Annotated in this window: 16 protein-coding genes, 1 other RNA gene and 1 pseudogene; 10 read left to right on the plus strand and 8 right to left on the minus strand. The window is 38.8% G+C overall.

Annotated elements, in window-relative coordinates; all coding sequences use genetic code 11:
- Nucleotides 1–46: 46 nt before the first annotated feature.
- The 5 genes from IHV77_RS11370 to IHV77_RS11390 all read right to left on the minus strand — a co-directional run bounded on the left by IHV77_RS11370 (nucleotide 47) and on the right by IHV77_RS11390 (nucleotide 4268).
- Entirely contained in the window at nucleotides 47–1345 is a 1299-nt protein-coding gene (locus tag IHV77_RS11370) for a hypothetical protein (protein WP_194812059.1), read from the minus strand.
- Nucleotides 1338–2288 carry a glycosyltransferase family 2 protein gene (locus IHV77_RS11375; protein WP_194813291.1) on the minus strand — a complete coding sequence of 317 codons (951 nt, stop codon included), beginning with the start codon at nucleotides 2286–2288 and terminating at the stop codon, nucleotides 1338–1340. The genes IHV77_RS11370 and IHV77_RS11375 overlap by 8 nt, the downstream gene beginning before the upstream one ends.
- Before the next feature lie 126 nt (nucleotides 2289–2414).
- A complete protein-coding gene (locus tag IHV77_RS11380; RefSeq protein WP_194812060.1) occupies nucleotides 2415–2771 on the minus strand; it encodes a GtrA family protein in 357 nt (118 codons plus the stop codon).
- A gap of 9 nt (nucleotides 2772–2780) precedes the next feature.
- Complete coding sequence (locus IHV77_RS11385) at nucleotides 2781–3323, minus strand: KdsC family phosphatase (protein ID WP_194812061.1); 543 nt, start codon at nucleotides 3321–3323, stop codon at nucleotides 2781–2783.
- A 9-nt stretch (nucleotides 3324–3332) separates the two neighbouring features.
- Nucleotides 3333–4268 carry a KpsF/GutQ family sugar isomerase gene (locus IHV77_RS11390; RefSeq protein WP_194813292.1) on the minus strand — a complete coding sequence of 312 codons (936 nt, stop codon included), beginning with the start codon at nucleotides 4266–4268 and terminating at the stop codon, nucleotides 3333–3335.
- Nucleotides 4269–4537: 269 nt separating this feature from the next.
- On the opposite strand from IHV77_RS11390, the gene rnpB reads away from it, so the two are divergent.
- An RNA gene (gene rnpB, locus IHV77_RS11395) (RNase P RNA component class A) lies at nucleotides 4538–4914 on the plus strand.
- Between the two features lie 78 nt (nucleotides 4915–4992).
- Here the strand turns inward: rnpB and dacB are convergent.
- On the minus strand, nucleotides 4993–6432 hold the full coding sequence (dacB, locus tag IHV77_RS11400; RefSeq protein WP_194812062.1) for a serine-type D-Ala-D-Ala carboxypeptidase: 1440 nt from the start codon (nucleotides 6430–6432) through the stop codon (nucleotides 4993–4995).
- A gap of 164 nt (nucleotides 6433–6596) precedes the next feature.
- On the opposite strand from dacB, the gene greA reads away from it, so the two are divergent.
- The 4 genes and pseudogenes from greA (at nucleotide 6597) to IHV77_RS11420 (ending at nucleotide 16563) form a co-directional block, all read left to right on the plus strand.
- Complete coding sequence (gene greA / locus IHV77_RS11405; protein WP_194812063.1) at nucleotides 6597–7073, plus strand: transcription elongation factor GreA; 477 nt, start codon at nucleotides 6597–6599, stop codon at nucleotides 7071–7073.
- 507 nt (nucleotides 7074–7580) lie between these two features.
- The gene (locus tag IHV77_RS11410; protein WP_228550061.1) at nucleotides 7581–10244 is read left to right on the plus strand and encodes a site-specific DNA-methyltransferase; all 2664 of its coding nucleotides are present in this window, start codon (nucleotides 7581–7583) and stop codon (nucleotides 10242–10244) included.
- Nucleotides 10245–10396: 152 nt separating this feature from the next.
- A pseudogene (locus IHV77_RS11415) lies at nucleotides 10397–13689 on the plus strand (DEAD/DEAH box helicase family protein).
- Nucleotides 13690–13692: 3 nt separating this feature from the next.
- The gene (locus IHV77_RS11420; protein ID WP_194812064.1) at nucleotides 13693–16563 is read left to right on the plus strand and encodes an SNF2-related protein; all 2871 of its coding nucleotides are present in this window, start codon (nucleotides 13693–13695) and stop codon (nucleotides 16561–16563) included.
- Nucleotides 16564–16883: 320 nt separating this feature from the next.
- On the opposite strand, the gene yhbY is transcribed toward IHV77_RS11420, so the two are convergent.
- Nucleotides 16884–17183 (minus strand): ribosome assembly RNA-binding protein YhbY, encoded by a 300-nt coding sequence (gene yhbY / locus IHV77_RS11425; protein ID WP_194812065.1) that lies wholly within the window; start codon nucleotides 17181–17183, stop codon nucleotides 16884–16886.
- A 153-nt stretch (nucleotides 17184–17336) separates the two neighbouring features.
- Between yhbY and rlmE the strand changes: the two genes are divergently transcribed.
- Together rlmE and ftsH are read left to right on the plus strand one after the other, a co-directional pair.
- On the plus strand, nucleotides 17337–17966 hold the full coding sequence (rlmE, locus tag IHV77_RS11430; RefSeq protein WP_194812066.1) for a 23S rRNA (uridine(2552)-2'-O)-methyltransferase RlmE: 630 nt from the start codon (nucleotides 17337–17339) through the stop codon (nucleotides 17964–17966).
- An 89-nt stretch (nucleotides 17967–18055) separates the two neighbouring features.
- On the plus strand, nucleotides 18056–19942 hold the full coding sequence (gene ftsH, locus IHV77_RS11435; protein ID WP_194813294.1) for an ATP-dependent zinc metalloprotease FtsH: 1887 nt from the start codon (nucleotides 18056–18058) through the stop codon (nucleotides 19940–19942).
- 188 nt (nucleotides 19943–20130) lie between these two features.
- Here ftsH and IHV77_RS11440 read toward each other — a convergent pair whose 3' ends face one another.
- On the minus strand, nucleotides 20131–21048 hold the full coding sequence (locus IHV77_RS11440) for a LysR family transcriptional regulator (protein WP_194812067.1): 918 nt from the start codon (nucleotides 21046–21048) through the stop codon (nucleotides 20131–20133).
- A 188-nt stretch (nucleotides 21049–21236) separates the two neighbouring features.
- Here IHV77_RS11440 and atoD point away from each other — a divergent pair, with 188 nt between their 5' ends.
- From atoD to IHV77_RS11455, 3 genes are read left to right on the plus strand one after another with little or no spacing between them, the layout of a single operon-like run.
- Entirely contained in the window at nucleotides 21237–21893 is a 657-nt protein-coding gene (gene atoD, locus IHV77_RS11445) for an acetate CoA-transferase subunit alpha (RefSeq protein WP_194812068.1), read from the plus strand.
- A gap of 2 nt (nucleotides 21894–21895) precedes the next feature.
- Nucleotides 21896–22573 (plus strand): 3-oxoacid CoA-transferase subunit B, encoded by a 678-nt coding sequence (locus tag IHV77_RS11450; RefSeq protein ID WP_194812069.1) that lies wholly within the window; start codon nucleotides 21896–21898, stop codon nucleotides 22571–22573.
- The gene (locus IHV77_RS11455) at nucleotides 22566–23909 is read left to right on the plus strand and encodes a TIGR00366 family protein (protein ID WP_194812070.1); all 1344 of its coding nucleotides are present in this window, start codon (nucleotides 22566–22568) and stop codon (nucleotides 23907–23909) included. Before IHV77_RS11450 ends, IHV77_RS11455 begins: the two co-directional genes overlap by 8 nt.
- The last annotated feature ends 9 nt before the right edge of the window (nucleotides 23910–23918 follow it).

Raw genomic sequence — 23918 nt, forward strand, 5'->3', positions numbered from 1 at the left:
TTTTCTTTGTTTTTTAAAAGTAGTGAGCCTTCAAAACCTTATAAAACTAATAATCTAATTGATAAATTAAATAATCGCCGGAGCGGTAAAATCCTACTTGATCCGTTTGTTTGCATATATTTCCTCTTACGGGAATCAGTTGAACTTCAGTCCGTTTGTAGATGCTTAAAATGAGACTGATTGGTTGTAATGCCTTGTAACGCTGTCCTTCAATACGTTGAAATTGTCCGCATAAAAGAATTTGACGGCGGTGGTGTAGCTGAGTCATTCCTGATAAATAATACTCAAAATTTGCATATTTTTGGAAAGAAATGTAGTGAGTGCTCCAAAAATAGGCACCTGATAAAACAAGATAACCTAAGTAGGCAATGCCTATCCATAATTTCCATTTACTTTGTTGTAATAGGGGTAGCGCTATGAGAATAAAGCTAATCCAAGTCCACATTTGCGAACGTTCCGGAATATCTACGCCGGTATAGAGGATAAGTGAGCTTTCCTGAATAAATAAAAATAATGCGATTAATCCTATTTTTAGAATATGTTTTGAGTTTAACCAAAAACTCAAAAAGAATGCGAAAACGAGTGGGACGAGGTTTCGCCAAAAACTTTCTGTATAAAATTTCCATAATCGAGAGAGATTTTCTTCTAAGGCAACACCTGAATTTAATGGATTAGGAGAACGACTTTCTGCAATTTTAATGCCAAAATAGTTGTGGTAGTAACCGTTTAGTGTATACATAAGTAACACGCCAAGTAGGTAACTTATACAAAAAATAGCGACAAATTTGACCGCACTTTTAGGGCTTTGATACTGATAAGCGAGTATGGGTAATAAAAATGCTAAAAGTGGAGGATAGCTTAACATCAATGTGATAAAGGGAATGATGAAGTAATACTCTTTGATTTTATAATGCGCCATAAGGACAATAATAATCCCAATGATAAGCATCGGAGTAAGTGTTGCTGGCCATAAAGATAATTGCCCGAATTGGGGCATAAAAAATAGTGCAAAGGCGATAAGCAGTTGGTAGCGTGAAGAAGTTAAAAGGCAGGCGATTCCCCAACAAAATAAATTATATAATCCTAAAAAGAGAAAATAATTTTGTTCAATAGAAAGTTTTTGAGCGACAAATGACCAAAGATAATTTATCCAACGTCCTTCCATCAACATACGATTAAACGGGGTGTCTGTGGTATCAAGATAACTCAGCCAAGTAGTCATATAGTGCCAATCGTCATGTTCTACATAAATATGAGAGAGTTGCCCTGTACTGAGTAACACTAATAAAGTGATGAGAGTATAAATCCCCCATAAATTTAAGTTATTTTTTAGGATGTTATGCATTTTTATCTCCATATTTTTCTTCTAAGTTTGAATGTTCAATAAAATATTTCGGCCGTTTTTTGCTTTCCAGATAAATCTTGCCGATATATTCACCAATCACGCCAAGACTAAGTAATTGAACGCCGCCAAAAAAGAAAATAGCAAGGATAACGGATGTCCAACCGCTGATAACATTACCGCTAAATTTTGCCCATAATACGTAACAGGTGACAAATATGGTTACAAGGCAGATAAGAAGCCCTAATATTGAAATCAGGCGTAAGGGGGTTATGGTGAAAGATGTGATGCCTTCTAATGCAAGGGATAGCATTTTCTTCAGCGGATATTTGGATTCGCCTTGCTGACGTGAAATGCGTTTGTAATACACTTGGGTGCTGGGAAAACCGAGTTTTGGGATAATGCCGCGCAAATAAAGATTATGTTCGGAATATTGTAGAAGCGCGGCTCTGGCTTGTTTGCCGAGCAGACGAAAATCAGCGTGATTTTCTATTTGTTCTACGCCCATTAAGGTCATTAATTTGTAAAATATTTTGGCTGAAAACCTTTTGAATAATGTATCGGTATGACGTTCGGCTCGGACACCGTATACAATTTCTGCACCTTGCTGATAAGCCTGCACCATTTGTGGAATAGCTTGGATATCATCTTGTAAATCGGCGTCAATGCTAATGGATATATCGGTATCTACTTGCTGAATGCCGGCAAGCAATGCGGATTGATGCCCGCAATTACGGGAAAGCTTTAATCCATAAACGAAATCGGGGAAATTTTTGACCGCACTTTGAATACATTCCCAAGTGTTATCGGTACTGCCGTCATCAACAAAGAGTAAATAACTATTGGGCGCAATTTGTTTCGTGTCGATGAGTTCAATTAAAATCTTACGGAGTTGTTCTAAGCTGGTAGGAAAAACTTCAGATTCATTGTAACAAGGAATAATTATCGCTAAACTTTGTTTGTTTGTTTGTTTGTTTGTTTGTTTGTTTGTTTGTTTGTTTGTTTGTTTGTTTGTTTGTTTGTTTGTTTGTTTGTTTGTCCATTTTTATTCTCAGCAATTTTTATGAGTGGTTTATTTCTTTAATGCCCAATGTTTATTTAAGTAAAACCCGGTAATAGTATAAATGATCATTCCCAGTAATTGGGATAAATAGAGCCTTGAGGGGAAAATCATTAATACAATGTAGATCATCTTCATATTGAGAATATAGCAAATCAATGATACGGCTAAAAATCGGGAAAAATTTGCTGCATTTGCCGGGCGGGAGAATGTAAATATTGAGTTAAGTAGAAAACTACATAAAATCCCTGCCGCATAACCAATCGCATTCGCAATATACACATTAAACTGACTTGCCGTTAGTCCAAATATGATAATTGTTGTGAGCAGCGTATTACAGATTCCAACGAGAACATATCGTGAAAACATATTTTAGCGTTATTGCCCCATATTCTTCACTGATTTTAAAAATCCCTGTGCGCTGTTAAATACGGCGGATTTTTCTTGTGCGGTTAGAATCATATCGGACATTTCACGGAATGCACCTCTTCCACCGCCTAAAGAAAGCACATAGTCTGCCGCATTTTTTACATAAAGGGGCGCATCTGCTACGGCGAAAGAAAGTCCGCATACGGCAAATGCGGGGAGATCTACACTGTCATCGCCGATATAAGCGGTTTGGTCTGCGGTAACGCCGGCCTGTTTTATTAAGTCAAAACAGGCGGTTTCTTTTTCGAGTTTCCCGAGAAAAAACAATTTAATGCCAAGATCCGCAATTCGGCGGCGTAAGATATCGGAATCTCTGCCGGAGAGAACGGCGACTTGAATACCGGCGTCCATTAGCATTTTTATACCTAACCCATCGCGAACATGAAAACTTTTGATCGCTTCACCATTGGCATTATAGTGGAGCAAGCCGTCTGTCAGTACACCGTCCACATCGGTGATGACGAATTTAATATTTTTGAGTTTTTGTTGCATTATTGCTCCTTAGCTTGAAAATTCCACTAAACCCACAATGTGATTTTCATCATTCACGACCACAAGGGAATGGATTTTTTGGGATTTCATAAAGTCTTCCGCTTTCGCCAAAAATTCATTTTGGTGAATGGTTTTTGGTGATTTGGTCATAAAATCTTGTGCCGTTTTATTTAATGTTTCTGCGCCATTGGCGGCTAAGGCACGGCGAATATCACCATCGGTGATAATGCCTTTGAGTTGTTGGTTTTCCATCACTAATGCAACGCCCATTCTTCCTTCATTCATTACACTTAAACAATCCGTAAAGCCTGTTGTCGGTTGAATGATTGGTAAGCGGGTTTGCATTTGATCTTTTACTCTGCACAATAAACGGCGACCAAGGCTGCCACCCGGGTGGAATTTAGCGAAGTCTGCCGGTTGGAAGTTTCGTGCGGTGATTAACGCAACCGCTAGGGCATCGCCAAGTGCGAGCGTAACAAGGGCTGATGTGGTTGGGGCAAGATTGTTTGGACAAACTTCACGTTCAACGGTAATATCCAGCACGTAATCTGCGTGGCGGGCGAGGGTTGAGTTTTTATTGCTGGTAACGGCAATGATTTTGTTGCCGAAATTTTTAAGACTTGGGATAAGTTTGTTGACATCATCAGTTTCACCACTGTAGGAAATCAACATCACAATATCTATCGGCTTTAGCATACCCAGATCACCGTGAAAGGCCTCTGTGGGATGTAAAAAGAAACTTGGCGTACCGGTGGAAGCCAAGGTGGCGACTATTTTCTTTCCGATTAAGCCTGATTTGCCGATGCCGCCGATAACAACACGGCCTTGGCAAGCTAGAATGAGTTCTACTACTTTGTTGAAGTCTTCATCTAAACGCTGGCTTAATTGTGTTAAGGCGCGGCTTTCAACAGAAAGGGTATCGCGGGCGATTTGTAAATAATTCATCATTTATACCTAAAGTGCGGTTGAAATTTCGGTATTATGTCGCTGTTGCACAAAGCGAATTTTATACCCAATATTTATTGGGGAGGGGGCGTTGAGCTTTGCGTAAGGCACCATTTCATTTGTTGGTGCGTTATGGCTTCGCCTAACGACACCCTACGATGATTTGTGTAAGAGCTACAATACCGTGAAATTGCGTTTATTTTAACGAAAGAAAAGAAAAATACGAATGAAAATTTGACCGCACTTTCATTAATCCCTATACTACGCGCCGAGTCGGTTAGACAATCGCTGGTTTATTGAAGCCCTTAACCGTAGTAATACGACCTAGTGGGACAAGTAAACGAGAGGAAAGTCCGAGCTACACAGGGCAGAGTGCCGGATAACGTCCGGGAGGCGTGAGCCTACGACCAGTGCAACAGAGAGCAGACCGCCGTGTAAACGGTAAGGGTGAAAGGGTGCGGTAAGAGCGCACCGTGCCGTCGGTAACGATTGGCAGCAGGGTAAACTCCACTCGTAGCAAGACCAAATAGGAACTCAATGAATGGCCCGTTCAGAGTTCGGGTAGGTTGCTTGAGCGGCGGAGTAATCCGTCGCCTAGAGGAATGATTGTCCACGACAGAACTCGGCTTATCGACCGACTCACAACACTTTTTTGGAAATGACCGCACTTTATCGTTTTGAGAATGAATTAAAGTGCGGTCGTTTTTATTGTGATTTTTCCTCATTAATCTTTGTAGATTTCATTATACAAACCGCTTTCAAACTGCACTAACGGTGCACGTTTGGTTTTACTTTCGAGATCACCGGTAGAGTAGCCGTTAATAAATTGAACAAAAGCGACTTTTTCACCTCGTGCATTGGTCATAAAGCCGGCTAAGTTATAAACGCCTTTTAGTGAGCCTGTTTTGGCGATGACATTTTTTACCAAGGGGGGATTGATTAAACCGCCGCGTCCGCTAATCGTGCCGTCTACACCGGCGATAGGGAAGGTTTCCATTAAGCGTAATTTGTCTTCGTTTTTTGCAATATATTCTAAGACGGAAAGCATTGTTTTCGGTGCGACTAAGTTATGGCGTGAAAGCCCGGAGCCATCTGCTAAAATGCTGTTACCGAATTTAATGCCTTGTTTTTGCAATACGGATTTTACCGCCAAAGTGCCAAGTTGGAAGGATGCCGGGCGTTTATAATAATGGTAGGCGATAGCGCGGAATAAAGCATCGGCAATTTGGTTATCGGATTTTTTCATCATTTTTTTCAATAAATCAGGTAAAGGTTTAGAAAAATGTTGTGCGATTAGTTGCCCTTGCTGTGGTTTTTGTGGTTGCAAAACTTTTCCGTCAAATTCAATGCCTAGGCGTTTTAATTGACGTTGTACGATAGCAGCGGCATAGGCATCAGGATCTTGCACCGCAAAACTTAAACCGAAAGGTTTGGATTGGCGTGCAAGGCAGCCTTTTACTTGGTAGCGATTGTTATCGTGCACTACGACATCCAACTGGCAATATGGCGCTTCTTTTGCGTCTGCAACATAAACTTGCCCGAACACTTGAATAGGGAATTGTGCCGGTACATTAATTTTTACCATTTCTCCCGGTGTTTGATTTGCATCCAGTTCCGCATAAAAACAGTTGTTGTCGATATTGGCGGCTGAGGGAGGGGAATTGAAGCACATTGTTAAATCATTCCAAATCCAACCCAAACCGCGATCATGGCTGGAGAAAACGGAAGTATCTAATACCAAATTGCCGTTAATTTTGTTAATGCCTTGCTTTTTTAGTTCAGCTAATAAACCATAAAGTTGACCGCTGGTGAGATTCGGATCACCGGTGAAGCGTATAATCAAATTACCGTCTAATACATTATTTTGAATTTTGCCGTTCGTTAAAAGGGCGGTTTCAAATTTAAATTCATCTCCCAAAACTAATTTTGCCGCAACGGCAGTGAATACTTTTTGCGTACTTGCCGGAAGCATAAATATATCGCCACGATAATCGGCAATGATGTTATTTTGATTTAAGTTTTTGGCAATAACACCCGCGCTTGCACCTTCCGGTAGTAAGCGGGTCAAAGGAACGATATCTACTTCTGCAACAGCAGGAATTGAAAGACTAAGTGAAAGAAAAAGGGTACGAAGTGCGGTTGAAATTGAAGATAATTTTGTCATATTTTCAGGTTATCGGTTGCTATTTTTTTTCAGACGAACAATAATAGCCATCGACTAAGTGAGAGTAAATCATTTTTCTCATTTCAATCTATTTTATTTGACTGCGGCAAAATCTTGGATTTTGCCGTGGTTTTCTTTTGACTAAATTTTGAGGAAAACATTCTATGAAACAAATCCCAATGACGGTTCGCGGTGCAGAACAGTTAAGAGAAGAATTAGATTTTTTAAAAAATGTACGCCGTCCGGAAATTATTAAGGCGATTGCCGAAGCACGCGAGCATGGCGATCTAAAAGAAAATGCGGAATATCATGCGGCTCGCGAGCAGCAAGGCTTCTGTGAAGGGCGTATTCAGGAAATTGAAGGAAAATTAGCAAATAGCCAGATTATTGATGTCACTAAAATGCCGAATAATGGAAAAGTTATTTTTGGTGCGACGGTGGTTTTAGTAAATGTCGATACGGAAGAAGAAGTGACCTATCAGATCGTGGGAGATGATGAAGCGGATATTAAATCCGGTTTGATTTCCGTTAATTCACCGATTGCACGCGGTTTGATTGGGAAAGAATTAGACGATACGGTAAATATTACAACTCCGGGCGGTGCAGTTGAGTTTGAAATTATTGAAGTCAATTATGTTTAATTATTAAAAAAATTCCGCTATTATGTAGCACTCGTACAGAGACAGCTTAACTAAATTTTACGAATATCCTTGTGCATTTGATTATCACAAGGATTTTGTCTATTTATAAGTAGTGCGGATTTTAGTAAAATTTGTTTGACATTTATTTTCAAAGGAACATCATAATGCACAGCACAGCACAGCACAGCACAGCACAGCACAGCACAGCACAGCACAGCACTTGCACAACTTATCACTAAACTCAAGGAAATTTTTCAAATAAACCAACCGGATCTCGATTTTGGGATCTACCGCATACTCAATTCCCGTTCCGCTGAAATTCAGCAATTTTTAGAAAAAACACTTCCGAATAAAATCCGAACTGCGATTGCCGATTTCAACCAAGAAACTGCCGTCTATAACCATTTATACACCTTCTTTTCCCGCTACTACGACAACGGCGATTTTATTAGCCAACGCCGTTATAAGGGCGATACCTACGCTATCCCCTATGCGGGTGAAGAAGTGATGTTGCACTGGGCGAATAAAGACCAGTATTACACCAAATCGGGCGAAAATTTTAGCAATTACGCTTTTTATTTGCCGAGCGGAAAAAAGGTGCAATTCCGCTTAATTGAAGCCGATGTCGCCAAAGATAACCGCAAAGACGGTGATCAAACCCGTTTATTTGCCCTTGCCGAACCGCAAATTAAAATTGAATTAGATGAAAACGGAGATGAAATTCAAGCGGATATTTTACCGATTGAAGAATTGGATGATGAATTGATTATCCGCTTTGAATATAAAGCGGTAAATAAAAAAGAGAAACAGGCGGATTATATCGATCAAGCGGTCGGTTTTTTACAAAAATTTGCCTTTCAACATCAAGATTTCTCGCAACTTTTTGATTTAATTCCAACGGAAAAAGATCCACAACGTACATTCGTTAAAAAATATCTGCAAGATTACACCACCAAAAATAGCACCGATTATTTTATTCATAAAAACTTAGGCAAATTTTTAAATCAAGAGCTGGATTTCTATATTAAAAACGAAGTAATGAATTTAGATGATATTCAGCAAGAAACGACATTTTCAACCATTGAACAAAACTTAAATTTAATCAAAACCTTAAAAACCATTGGGCAAGAAATTATTGCTTTTTTAGCCCAATTAGAGGATTTTCAAAAAAAATTATGGCTGAAAAAGAAATTTGTCGCAGGCTGCCATTATTTAATTACGCTAGATCATTTATCGGAAGACTTAATCGAACAAGCCCTACAAAATCCAAAACAGCTGGAAAAATGGAAAATCTTATTTAATTTCGATGCAAGCGGTTTAAATCAAAAAGAACTTTGCGAAAACCAACCGCACTTGGTGGTGGATACCTCGCTTTTTGATGCCGCATTTCAAGCCAAAGTATTAAAAGAAATTGAAAACTTAGATGAACAAACCGATGGTTTGCTGATTCATTCCGATAATTTCCAAGCCTTAAATTTATTGCAGGAACGATATAAAGAACAGGTAAAATGTATTTATATTGATCCGCCTTATAATACTTCAGCTTCTGAAATTATTTATAAAAATGGATATAAACATTCAAGTTGGTTAAGTTTAATTGAAAATAGAGTTTCTATTTCTAAAAGGTTTTTGAAAAATGATGGATTACATTGTTTTACAATTGATGATTTTGAATATCATAGATCTAAACAATTACTTGATGGGATATTTAATAATAATTTTTTAGGTAGTATTTCAATTAAAAATAATCCTTCAGGAAGATCTACAACTACAGGACTTTCAATTAGCCATGAATATGCATTATATCATTCATTAAATTCTAGTGTTCAAATTGGAAGATTAAGTAGAACAGAGGAACAAACTGCTCGTTATAAAGAATACGATAGTTTAGGATATTTTGAATGGGTTAATTTTAGAAAACACGGAGGTGTAAGGGAAGATGCTCCATCAATGTATTATCCAATTTTCATAAATATGTCTGATTTATCATTTAGAATTCCTAAAATGGAATTTAATAAAGAAAATGGAAATTATAGTATTTTGGAAAATACTAAAGATAATGAAGTTATAGTATATCCAATTGATGATAGAAATGTAAAAAGAAGATGGAAATGGGGTATTGAACGATTTTTAAAAATGCAGAGTGATGCTTGTGTTAGAAAAGATGTAAAAGGAAATTACACAATATATATCAAATCAAGAATGAATGAACAAGGTGTACTGCCTTTAACTATATGGGATAAAAAAGAATATTCATCAACAGCACAAGGAACAAATTTATTAAAAGATATTATGGGTAATGTGAATTCTTTTTCATATCCAAAATCTATTTATGCAGTAAAAGATAGTTTGAAAGTTCTAAACTCAGTTAAGAATAGTGTAATTCTCGATTACTTCGCAGGCTCTGGCACAACCGCCCACGCTGTCATCAATCTCAACCGAGAAGACAAAGGCAAACGCAAATATATCCTTGTGGAACAAGGCGAATATTTTGACACGGTATTAAAACCTCGTGTGCAAAAAGTGATTTTCGCCAAAAATTGGAAAGACGGCAAACCACAAGCGGATAATTCAGGCAGCTTTGGCGGCGTTTCTCAAATTGTCAAAGTGTTGAAATTAGAAAGCTATGAAGACACGCTAAATAACCTTGAGCTGAAAAAGGTTGGGCAAAGTTCATTTGATTATTTCCCTAATAACGTACAAGACGATTATTTATTGCATTATATGCTCGATGTAGAAAGCCGTGGCAGTCTGTTAAATACCCAAGATTTCCAAAAGCCGTTTGATTACAAACTCAATATTGCTAGCCATTCCGCAGGTAGCTATCAAGCACAGCGTATTGATTTAGTGGAAACCTTTAACTATTTAATCGGTTTACGGGTAGAACAAATTGATGACAACCGAGAGAAAGGCATTGTAAGTGTTGTCGGTAAAATGTCGAATGGCGAAAAAATCTTAATTTTATGGCGGGATTGCGAAAAAATCGGTTATGACGAATTAAACCGTTATTTAGAAAGCCGTGCAATTAAAGCCGGCGATAGTGAATTTGATTTAATTTATATCAATGGCGATCACAATATCCCAACGGTATTTGCCGATAATGACGATATGGTAAAAACCTTAAAAGTGCGGTCGATTGAAAGCGAGTTTTTGGAAAGGATGTTTGAGTAAAATAATTAAATCAATGTATTTAATAAAGGTAGGGACGCACTGCGTGCGTCCGAAAAAACATAAAATAACCAAAAACAGAAAATATTACGGACGCACGCAGTGCGTCCCTACAATATTCATAATACAAATAATATTAAATAACGGAAAATATGATGAAACGCACTTTCCACCAAGATTTAATTTTAAACCAATGGGTATTATCCCTCTTTAACCAACAAGATCTTGCTCAATTTAAACAACGGCTAGGCGATAATGAAGGTATTGGCAAAGATGGGCAAACCAATTTTTTCCACGCTTTGCAATGGCAGTTGTTTCATACTGATAAAATCCCTGCGGATGATTTACGCCGTTATGATTTAAATATCGTGCAACATTGGCAAAAAATTACTGCACAACGCAATAAAACCGAAGGGCATATTTTAAATTTAAAATATTTCCAATATCTTTCACTATTATTTAGTGAAATTTATCTGGATTATTATTTTAACCATCAAGAGCAATTATTAAACGAACTCAACGAACAATTAAGCCTACATTTAAGTCTAGATAAAGACGCCCCTGAATTTCAGCCCTATCAAAAAGAGGATTTAAATAAAATCGCTTTTTGGAATGCGGCAGGCAGCGGTAAAACCTTGTTAATGCACGTTAATATTCTGCAATATTATCATTATGCGAAAAATAAAAAAGATTTAACCGTTTTTGTAATTACACCTAATGAAGGGCTATCCCGTCAGCATTTAGACGAATTTTATCAGTTCAATTTTTCGGCGGTAATGTTTGATAAAAATAAAGGCATTCAGACAAGCGATTTATTTAGCGATATTCAAGTGATTGAAATCAGCAAACTTGCCGATAAAGACGGAGAAAGCACTGTTGCGGTGGAAAGTTTTTCCTCAATGAATAAATTGGTGCTGGTGGACGAAGGGCATCGGGGATCATCGGGCAATGAATGGTTGGTACGCCGCCAAAAATTGGTGGGAGTGGAGGGCTTTGCGTTTGAGTATTCCGCCACCTTTGGACAGGCGGCAAAAGATCGCAAAACCGTTGCCGATATGCAATATGAACTGCAAAAGAAAAAGAATAAATTATTGCCCGAAAAATTGCCGACAAAACAGGTTAAATCTATTCCGTTAAGTTTTGAGGAATTAAAACAGGCACGGCAAATGTCGGTCTTTGAAAGTTATGCCAAATGTGTGTTATTTGATTATTCCTATAAATTTTTCTATCAAGATGGCTACGGTAAAGAGAGCTTAATTCTCAATATGAAAGCGGAAGATTATGACAATACGGAAAATTTACGCAAATATTTTACCGCTTGTTTATTGTCGTTTTATCAACAACAATATCTTTTTGCAAAAAATCAACTAAAACTGACCGCTTACAATTTAGAAAAACCATTATGGATTTTTGTCGGCAATACGGTAAATACCGATGATAGTGATATTTTGCAAGTGATTAAGCTCTTTTCCTTTTTCTTAAATCCGAAAAATCGCACACAAATTGGCATTTGGCTTGAGGAATTTGTCGAGGATAAAACCACGTTATTAGATAACAAAGGCAATGCAATTTTTAAGCATCGTTTCCATTATTTAAACGAATGGAAAGGCAATATTGACGGGCTTTATTTGGATATTTTGCAAAAAATCTTTAATGCGGAAAGTAATCAAACCTTGCAATTAAGCAATATTAAAAAAGAGGCGGGCGAAGTGGCGTTGAGTGTCGGAAATTCGCCAGTATTTGGCGTGATTAATATTGGCGATAGTTCAGCCTTGATGAAAGAACTGGAAAAATATCCCAATTTGCATTTTAGCCAAGATGAATTTTCAAACAGCTTATTCCGCACTATCAATCAAAAAGAAAGCTCGATTAACTTGTTGATTGGCTCACGCAAATTTACCGAAGGATGGTCGAGCTGGCGGGTTTCGACAATGGGCTTGCTCAATATGGGCAAGGGCGAAGGTTCGCAAATTATTCAGCTATTCGGGCGTGGCGTGCGGCTAAAAGGGGAGGATTTTTCCTTAAAACGCACGGTTAAACCACCAAAAGGCTTAGGGCTGGATAAGCTGGAAACCTTAAATGTATTCGGTATTAAAGCCGATTATATGCAGAAATTCCGTGAATATTTGCAAGAAGAGGGCGTGAATACGGAAGAAACCTTGCAAGTGGAATTTGCGGTGGCAAAAACCTTACCGAAAAACGTGCAGCTTAAAACGTTACGTTTAAAAGAAGGTTACAAAGATAATCAAAAAATGGGCTTTAAACGCCAAGAGCGGGCGGAGCTTTATCGGATTCCGAGCAAATATCAGGGCAAAATTAAGCCGATTTTAGCCGTGATGGATCTTTACCCGAAGTTGGAGGCGTTAAGCACAACGGGTATTCGCAAATCCCCGAATGATGAACGCCTTGAAGTAAAACTGAATCCGCAAGCGGTTGCTTTTTTTGATTGGGATAGCATTTACTTGCCATTCAAGAATACAAAATGAGTCGCACTTGGTCGAATTTGCAGGTCAGCCTTGAGGGATTGAAAGATTTTGTAACGGCAAATAAAGATTGGTATTGCCTGTATGCGCCACAATCTTTTGTTGCGGTTCAATCTTTTGCCGATATTGCAAAGCAGCAAGAAATTTTAATTGAGTTGCTAAAAATCTATACGGAGCAGTTTTACAACCGCTTAAAAGCCGCTTACGAAAATCAATTTTTTGAAACCGCTTATGTTACGGAAGAAAATGGATCAATGTTGGATAAGTATCAATTTGAATTGCAAGAAGATCCAGCAGTATATAACCGTGAAAGTGCGGTGAAAAAATTGGAAGTTTTATCCGATTTAATTCGACAGCACAAAATTGATGAAGCCTTTGAGCAACACAAGCAATTACCATTCAATGGCTTAACAATGATCTGCTTTAAACCGCATTTATTTACGCCTCTGTTGCATTTAGAAAAAAGCACACAAGATTTCCCGATTAAACTTTCGCCTTTACCAATCAATGCTCCAAGCGAGCGGCAGTTTGTGCTGGATTTACAAAATGCAGAAAATACTGGAAAACTGACCGCTTACTTAAGAGGGCGTTCTCTTTATTTAATGCGAAATTCCGATCGTAAAGAGAAAGGTTTGGGCTTTGCCTTGGCGGGTAATTTTTATCCTGATTTTTTGCTGTGGGTGGTGGATCATCAAAGCGGTAAACAATGGCTGAATTTTATCGACCCTAAAGGGGTTAAAATAATGGATCTAACTGATCCAAAATTCGGTTTATCTCAAGAAGTCAAAATTTTGCAAGAAAAAATCAACGACCCGAATTTGATTTTAAATAGTTTTATTTTACCAACCACAAAATATAAAGAGTGGACCAATATGAATAAAACGATGGAAGAATTAGCCGAAAGGAATATTCTTTTTATGGAAAATGAAGATTATTTGGAACAATTGTTTGAACGGATGAAATAAAAAATGAACATCACCCCCTATCACGCACGTTATTTTGCCAATGAATTGATTTGCCGCCGCACAGATGATAACCGCCTTTCTCAATCGTTGTTTGATGCCAAGGTGGATCTCAATCCACACCAAATTGATGCGGCGTTGTTTGCTTTGAAAAATCCACTGCAAGAAGGTGTTTTGCTTGCCGATGAAGTGGGTTTGGGGAAAACCATTGAAGCAGGGCTTGTGTTGTGCCAAATGTGGGCGGAGCGGAAGCGGGATTTACTGATTGTTTGCCCTGCGATTTTGCGTAAACAATGGGCGAATGAGCTGTATGAAAAGTTTGATTTACCGACTTTAGTGGTGGATAAAACCGTGGTAAACCAAGCTATGAAAGGGACAAGCGGTGCGAAATTACTGAATTTTTGCAAAGAGCAGAGCGGGCGAAAGGTGTTGATTGTATCTCACCAATACGCCGCCAAAGAGTGGGCGATTTTCAAGCAGTTTGATTGGCATTTTGTCGTGATTGATGAGGCTCACAAAATGCGTAATGCCTATAAAACCGACAATAAAATGGGGCAGGCAATACGTAAAGCCTTTAGTGGCAAGCGGAAATTATTGCTAACCGCCACGCCACTGCAAAATTCGTTAATGGAGCTTTATGGTTTATCCACGCTGCTTGATGAACATATTTTCGGTGATCGTAAATTTTTCCAACGGGAATTTGTCCGCCGTGGTAATTTGCCTGAATTGAAAAGCCGAATGGCAACCTTTATTAAGCGTACGCTGCGGAAAAATGTGTTGGAATATGTGCGTTATACTAAACGCAAAACCATCACGCAAGAATTTATGCCCACCACAGCAGAGTTTGCCCTTTATGAGCAAATCTCTGAATTTTTACGCAAAGAAAGTAGTTATGCCTTGCCAAAACGGCATAAACATTTAACTGCCTTGATTTTGCGAAAACTCTTGGCTTCTAGCCCGCAAGCAGTTCTTGGTACGTTAAAAGCGATTTTGACAAGGCTTCAACATTTACAGCAGCTAGAGCAAAATCAAGACGAGCTATTGAGCGAAATTGAAGCATTATTGGAGGGTGAAGAATTAACCGCAGACGATGTGGAAGCCGATGAATTGGAAGCGGAAGAAACAGAAATTTCTGTTGGTGATGAATTAAATCAAGCTGCTTTGTCGGCTGAAATTGCCGAAATTAGGGGCTTTATCCGTTTGGCGGAAGGTTTGCAGCAAGACAGCAAAATTCTCGCTTTATTGACCGCACTTCAAACCGGTTTTGCCGAAATGGAAAAATTTGGGGCAAGCCCAAAAGCGATTATTTTCACTGAATCGGTGCGTACGCAGAAATATCTGTTTGATTTTTTAACGCAAAACGGCTATGCCGATAATGTGGTTTTGTTTAGCGGCACCAACAACGATCCGAATTCTGTGACGATTTATCAAGATTGGCTCGCACGCTATCAAGATACGGCAAAAATCACTGGCTCGGCAGACGTGGATAAACGTTCGGCATTGATTGAGCATTTCAAAGAAAAGGCACAAATTATGATTGCCACCGAAGCCGCCAGCGAAGGGGTAAACCTGCAATTTTGTTCACTATTGATTAACTATGATTTACCGTGGAATCCGCAGCGAGTAGAGCAGCGGATCGGACGTTGCCATCGTTATGGACAAAAATTTGATGTCGTGGTGATTAATTTCTTAAACAAACGCAATCTTGCCGATCAACGTGTTTTGGAACTACTCACGGAGAAATTTAAGTTGTTTCAAGGTGTGTTAGGTGCTTCTGATGAAGTTTTGGGGCGGATTGAATCTGGCGTGGATATTGAAAATCAAATTGCGAATATTTATGCGACTTGCCGCACGGAAAACGAAATTCAGGCCGCATTTGATCAGTTGCAAGCACAATTTGCCGATGAAATTGAAGGGAGAGTGCAAGAAACTAAAGATGTATTGGTAACAAGTTTTGACCAGTCAGTGCTAGAACGGCTCAAAGTGATGACTGAAGACCGTTTAAACGCAATGGAGCAGTGGGTTTGGGGCGTAACACAATTTGCACTAAATGGCAAAGCTCAATTTAATCAAAAAGATTGGTATTTTTTACTCGAAAACGCACCGCTTGGTGGAGTATCAATTGGGCGGTATTTATTGCCACGCAAAGCACATACCACAACGTTACAAGGTTATGAATATCGCTTAAATCAACCGCTTGGGCAATGGTGTATCAATGAAGCATTAAATACTTATACGCCAAATGCCACTTTGGTTTTTGATTACACCAATTTCCCTGAAAAAATCAGTTTGTTAGAACAGTATCAAGGTAAATCTGGCTGGCTGCGTTTGGATAAAATCAATGTGGAGTCAAATGCAGAAAGTCAAGAGTCGTTAGTTTTTACCGTATGTGATGAGCAAGGTAATTTGTTAGATAAAGAATTTGCACAAAAGCTCTTTTCACTTTCAGCCGATTTGCAAAATTCTATTAGAAAACCACCGCTTGTTTTTGCGGATTTAGTGAAAGAGCAGGTTGATAAGGAAAGAGCCCGCATTAAGGCGGAAAATGATGCATTGTTAAAATCTGAAAGTGTGCGGATTAATACTTGGGCAAAAGATCAAATGCAAGCTGCTGAAGATTTAATTAGCAAACTTAAAGAGGCAATGCGTAGCAAAGAAAAGGAATTGGTGTTAACAGATGATATTGAATTACAAATTCAGTTACAAGAAGATGTAGCAAAACTCCGCAAACAGCTTCGCAAAGCCCGTAACGAATTAGACGATGTACAAGATGAAATTGCCGAACAGGAATTACAACTGTTGAAAGAGTTGAAGGGAAAAATTCATCAAACAATGCAGGAAAGTTTGGTGTTTGAGATTTTCTGGCAGATTCGATAAATGGGCATAAATTTCACAAAACTACTTTAAGTAACTAGAAGAATAAATGAATTACTACCAGCAACATAGACTGCGATAGAGTTTAGAAGGTTAAAATGGATAGCCTACCCCAAAATAATGGTTGAGCAAATTTATTATGTCGAAAAAAGTAAATATAGTGTGAAAATAGCAGTGTCCTCGGTAAAATTTAAAGGAAAAGAAATACCTTCCGCGAGGAAAGGCATAAAATTTGAATATGGCTTTTAGCCGATTTCAACACCGTTGTGCAACGGCCACATAATAGCGTAAAATCTCTTTGAATTTTAACCGCACTTTTCAGATTACTTACGGGGAAGTTGAATTTTTGCTTCTTCTGTTGGGCGATAAAGCACCAAAACATGACCGATGGTTTGAACTTGAGCCGCATTGGTTTCGCGTACAATGGCATCAATAATTAATTGTTTTGTTTCACGATCGGCACCTGCGATTTTTACTTTGATCAGTTCGTGATGATCAAGGGCGTTTTCAATTTCGGCTAGAACCCCTTCGGTTAAGCCGTTACCGCCAAGCATAACCACTGGGTTTAGATGATGTGCAAGACCTTTTAAAAATTGTTTTTGTTTGGTTGATAAGGTTGTCATAAGGAATCCTATAAAAATAAATACGAATAATAAAAAAGAGCGGTCAGAAAAAACAAAGTTTTTAGTGTTTTAGACTCTACAAGTCTTGAATTCGGCAGATTGTACCCAAATATAGGCGAAACGCCTACAAAAATAATACAAAAGATAGAAATTATGGGAAAGAAAAAACGTTCGGCGAGTTCTTCTCGTTGGTTAAACGAACATTTTAAAGATCCGTTCGTGCAAAAAGCACATAAGCAAAAATTGCGTTCTCGTGCTTATTTTAAACTGGATGAAATTCAACAAACGGATAGATTATTCAAACCCGGTATGACAATCGTTGATCTTGGTGCAGCACCGGGGGGGTGGTCGCAGTATGTGGTAAGCCAAATTGGTGGTAGGGGGCGTGTCATTGCTTGCGATATTTTAGAAATGGATCCGATTGTCGGTGTTGATTTTTTACAAGGTGATTTTCGTGATGAAAATGTGCTAAATGCACTTTTAGCACGTGTAGGCGAAGATAAAGTAGATGTGGTGATGTCCGATATGGCGCCGAATTTCAGCGGTATGCCTTCGGTGGATATTCCACGTGCAATGTATTTGGTGGAGCTCGCCTTAGATATGTGCAAACAAGTGTTGGCAACGAAAGGCGGTTTTGTGGTGAAGGTATTCCAAGGTGAAGGCTTTGATGAATATTTAAAAGAGATCCGTTCTCTTTTTAATGTCGTAAAAGTGCGTAAACCGGAGGCTTCACGTGGGCGTTCACGTGAGGTTTATATTGTTGCGACAGGCTATAAAGGCTAATTGCTTTGATAGCTTTTCATCATTGACAATATATAGTATCTTGTGACAATTTTATTAACTTAGAAAAGGCAGGTTAGACTTTGAACGATATGGTCAAAAATTTGGTACTCTGGATTGTGGTAGCGGTTGTTATGATGACGGCTTATCAGAGTTTCAATTCTTCTTCGGTGGAAAACTCAACCGATTACACGACCTTTGTTTATGATGTAAGCAATGGTCAAGTGAAGGAGGCGCGTTTTGATACCAATGAAATTACGGTAACAAAAAATGACGGCTCAAAATATATGACCGTGATGCCGCCATTGGAAGACAAGAAATTACTTGATGATTTATTGAGTAAAAAAGTGAAAGTAGAAGGTACACCGTTTGAAAAACGTAGCTTTATTTCACAAATTTTAATTTCTTGGTTCCCAATGTTATTCCTTGTGGGCGTGTGGATCTTCTTTATGCGTCAAATGCAAGGCGGTGGCGGTAAAGCCATGAGCTTCGGGAAAAGCCGAGCCAAAATGTTAAGTCAAGATCAAATCAAAGTAACTTTTGCCGATGTCGCAGGTTGTGATGAAGCGAAAGAAGAAGTGGGTGAAATCGTTGATTTCTTGCGTGATCCAAGCAAATTCCAAAACTTAGGCGGTAAAATTCCTAAAGGTATTTTGATGGTAGGGCCTCCGGGTACCGGTAAAACCTTGTTAGCAAAAGCGATAGCGGGCGAGGCGAAAGTACCATTTTTCACCATTTCGGGTTCTGACTTTGTGGAAATGTTTGTCGGGGTTGGGGCTTCTCGTGTTCGTGATATGTTTGAACAAGCGAAGAAAAATGCACCTTGTTTGATTTTTATTGATGAAATTGATGCGGTAGGTCGCCAACGTGGAGCCGGTTTAGGTGGTGGTCATGACGAACGTGAACAAACGCTTAACCAAATGCTTGTTGAAATGGATGGCTTCGGCGGGAATGACGGCGTGATTGTCATTGCTGCGACTAACCGTCCGGACGTATTAGACCCGGCTTTAACGCGTCCGGGGCGTTTTGACCGCCAAGTTGTGGTCGGACTTCCTGATGTGAAGGGGCGTGAGCAAATTTTACGGGTACATATGCGTAAAGTGCCATTGGCTGATGATGTCGATGCCATGACCTTGGCGCGCGGAACACCGGGTTATTCCGGAGCGGATTTAGCAAACTTAGTTAATGAAGCGGCATTATTTGCTGCCCGCAATAATAAACGTACCGTTTCGATGCTTGAGTTTGAAAAAGCGAAAGACAAAATCAATATGGGGCCTGAACGTCGCACAATGATTATGACGGAGAAACAAAAAGAATCTACCGCTTATCATGAGGCAGGTCATGCAATTGTAGGGTATTTAGTTCCTGAACATGATCCTGTACATAAAGTGACGATTATTCCTCGTGGTCGTGCATTGGGTGTCACTTTCTTCCTGCCGGAAGGTGATCAAGTTAGTATCAGTCAAAAACAATTGGAAAGTAAACTTTCAACCCTTTATGCGGGGCGTTTGGCCGAAGATTTGATTTACGGTGAAGAAAATATTTCTACCGGCGCATCAAATGATATTAAAGTGGCAACCAATATTGCGCGCAATATGGTGACTCAATGGGGATTCTCCGACAAACTCGGTCCAATTCTCTATTCTGAAGATGAAGGGGAAGTGTTCTTAGGTCGTTCCATGGCGAAAGCAAAACATATGTCGGATGAAACCGCACATGTCATAGATGAAGAGATTCGTGCGATCGTTACACGAAACTATGAGCGTGCAAGACAGATACTTGTCGACAATATGGATATTTTACACGCAATGAAAGATGCGTTAGTGAAATATGAAACAATCGAAGAAGTACAAATTAAACAATTAATGAACCGAGAACCGGTTACCCCGCCTTCAGGTTGGGAGGAACCGAGAATGTCGCAAGCCGCTTATTCAAATAATACGGAGAATAAGCCGGAAAGCGCGGTTGAAAAATCGTAAGATTTTGAGCCATAGAATAAAAGCCTTCCTCGTCGGGAAGGTTTTTTTATGTTTTAAGGTGAATTTAATCAAATATTTTTGTCATCAAACCGATAACAAATAATGTATTGGTTTTTCATCTTTTTTCAGGGGGGGATAAAACAATCGTCAGTTTACAAGAAGCCATTGCTACTTTATGACTATTTGAACTATGATTTTATAGCATATTTCGCGCCCTCGAATTTTCTTAATAACATATCTAAAATATGATCTTCTATTTGGCTATAATTACTTTTTTTCAGACGACAAAGCGTTACTTTCCATTTTATTGGCTCCTCAATACGGCGGCAAATAAACTCTGTTGAAGGGAATTGTTCGGCAATAGGTAGGGGCAAAATCGTAAGTAATTCGGAATTTGATTTTACAGCACTTAATAAATAATCCCACGAGCTGGACTGCGTAATAATTTGAGGATAAATGTTATAACGTTCAAAGGCTTCTTTTAATAAATGATGAATCATAAAAGATTGATCAAATAACACCATCTTTTCATGATTAAGATCTTGCCAAGTTAATATTTCTTTTTGTGCTAAACGGTGTCGTGGTGAAAAAAAGACTGATAGTTCCGAAGCATGGATTTCAAAAGAATCAATCAATGTTCTAGGAATTTTCTCAGGATAAAGCAGGACTGCAAAATCAATTTTATCCAGCAATAATTCACTTTTTAAAACAAAAGCCCCTGTTTCTTGAACACTAAACCGAATATTAGGATTATCTAAGATTAAACTTGGTATTACCTCAGAAAATAGCATAGATAAGATTAATGGCGGAATACCTATACGAATATGCCCATTAATTTCTTTACTAATATGATGTAGATTCGTATGCATATCATGATATCTTTTCAAAATATCTTTGGCATCACGATAATAGTTTTCACCTATGTAAGTCAGCCCTGCAATTTTTCCTTGTGAACGCTTAAATAAGGCAATCCCTTCCCGTTGTTCAAATTCATTTATCATAATACTTAGGGCAGGCTGTGAAATGTAGAGATGTTGTGAGGCACGGCTTAGATTGAAGCCGTTGTCAACAATTGAAATGAAATAACGCAGATGTTTGATATCCATAAAACTCTCCTATTTTTGACCGCACTTTTACGTAATCTTTATTTTAGCAGACTATAAATTATATTTATACCATACTAAAAATTTGATATTTCCTTTCTTTTCGGTTTATTGCTAGATTTACCTCGTTACCTATCTCAAAATGAGTAGGTTTCTATAAATTCTTTTTATCAATATTTGGAGATGTCATTATGTCTAAACATATTACGCTTTCTGAAATTAAACATCATCTATTTGATGGTATGACTATTATGTCCGGTGGCTTTATGGGGGTTGGCACACCGGCACTATTAGTTCAGGCGATTTTAGATTCTCACATTAAGGATATTACTCTTATTTGCAGTGATACTGCCACAATCGACACAGGAGTTGGACCTTTAATTACCAATAATCGTGTAAAAAAGGTAATTGCATCACATATTGGTACAAATCCTGAAACAGGAAAAAAAATGATTTCAGGAGAAATTGAAGTTGAGTTGGTTCCACAAGGGACTTTTGCTGAACGTATCCGAACTTTTGGTGCCGGGTTAGGCGGTGTGCTTACTCCAACAGGTGTTGGTACTGCCGTTGAGGAAGGAAAACAAAAAGTCCAAATTAATGGCGTGGACTACTTATTAGAAATGCCGTTGCAGGCAGATTTAGCAATTTTGAAAGCCTATCTTGCCGATGAAAGCGGTAATTTAATTTATCAAGGTGCAGAGAGGAATTTTAATCCTTTGATGGCACTTGCGGCAAAAACGGTTATTGCTGAAGTCGAACAAATTTTGCCGGTAGGAACACTCGATCCGAATCAAATTATGACACCTGCTACTTTAGTCGATTATCTGGTTACAGCCAAAGGAGAATAAAAATGAACGCAAAAGAACTTATCGCTCGTCGCATTGCAATGGAATTTAATGATGGAAATGTGGTTAATCTCGGGATTGGTTTACCAACCTTGGTAGCAAATTATGTACCTGATAATGTACATATCACTTTGCAATCAGAAAATGGCTTTTTAGGACTCACCGCTATAAATCCTGAGAATCCCCAAAAAAATGTTGTGAATGCTGGCGGACAACCCTGTGGTATTCAGCCCGATGGCGCATTCTTTGATAGTGCTTTTTCCTTTGCGTTGATTCGTGGCGGACATGTAGATGTTTGCGTACTTGGGGGGCTTGAAGTGGATCAAGATGCAAATCTGGCTAACTGGATGGTACCGGGAAAAATGGTACCGGGTATGGGAGGCGCAATGGATTTAGTGACGGGTGCGAAAAAAGTTATTATCGGTATGGAACATTGCGCCAAGTCAGGAAATTCTAAGATTCTAAAAAAATGTACATTACCTTTAACGGCAAGAAAAAAGGTAAAAATGATCGTTACTGAACTGGCTGTATTCAGTTTTGTTGATAACAAACTTGTTTTGCAAGAACATGCGCCGGGTGTTTCCCTTGAAACGATTAAAGCGCGTACTGAAGCTGAATTTATTATTGCGCCTGATTTTAAAGAAATGGCAATTAGTACAAAAGGGATAACAGAAAATGATTAGTCGAGTTTCCCGTTTGATGACGGCAGTTGTCAGTAAATATCTTCCTGATCCTTTAATTTTTGCTGTATTACTCACATTTGTTACCTTTATTTGTGCTTTGGGATTAACAGATAGCCAACCGATGCAATTAGTCAATATGTGGGGAGATGGCTTTTGGAATCTCCTTGGTTTTGGTATGCAAATGGCATTAATTGTAGTTACGGGAAATGCCCTCGCAACTTCTCCGCAAATTAAAACATTCCTTGGTAAAACGGCATCTATAGCCAATACTCCGGCTCAAGGCGTTATGTTGGTCACATTTATGGGGGGATTAGCCTGTATCATAAATTGGGGATTTGGTTTAGTTGTTGGAGCTATGTTTGCAAAGGAAGTTGCAAGACGCATCAAAGGCACAGATTACGCTTTATTAATTGCTTGTGCCTATATCGGTTTTATGACTTGGGGAGGTGGTTTTTCCGGGTCTATGCCATTGTTAGCCGCAACGCCGGGCAATCCTGTTGCTCATTTAATGGTTTCAGAAAATAATCCTCAGGGCATTATTCCTGCCTCTACAACCCTATTCTCCGTCTATAACTTATTCATTACAGTGACATTAGTTCTCTTATTGCCATTCATTACGTTAATGATGATGCCAAAAGATGGGAAAATTAAAACGGTCGATCCGAGTCTGCTTGCAGCTGACCCAAGTTTTAGTAAAAAACTAGACGAAAATGCAACAATCGCCGAAAAAATGGAAGAAAGCCGTTTGATTGCTTATAGCATAGGTATATTGGGTTTTTCTTACCTCGGAATGCATTTCTGCGAAAAAGGGTTTAATCTCACGATCAACAATGTCAATTTCATTTTCTTATTAACCGGCATCGTACTGCATGGCTCACCAATGGCATATATGCGGGCAATCCTTAATGCAACACGTAGTACAGCAGGAATTCTCATTCAATTTCCATTTTATGCGGGTGTTCAACTTATGATGGAACATTCCGGTTTGGGAGGGTTAATTACAGAATTTTTCATCAATATTGCAAATAAAGAGAGTTTTCCTCTTTGGACATTCTTTAGCTCCGCCTTTATTAATTTTGCAGTTCCTTCCGGTGGAGGTCACTGGGTTATTCAAGGGCCTTATGTTATCCCTGCGGCTCAAGCCTTAGGTGCGGATTTAGGCAAATCTACGATGGCAATTGCTTATGGAGAGCAATGGATGAATATGGCGCAACCTTTTTGGGCATTACCGGCTTTGGGGATCGCCGGGTTAGGTGTAAGAGATATTATGGGATATTGTATGACCGCACTTATCTTCACCGCCCCTATTTTTATCATCGGTCTATATTTTTTCTAATCATATAAA

This window comes from Rodentibacter haemolyticus, from assembly GCF_015356115.1.
GTDB lineage: Bacteria > Pseudomonadota > Gammaproteobacteria > Enterobacterales > Pasteurellaceae > Rodentibacter > Rodentibacter haemolyticus.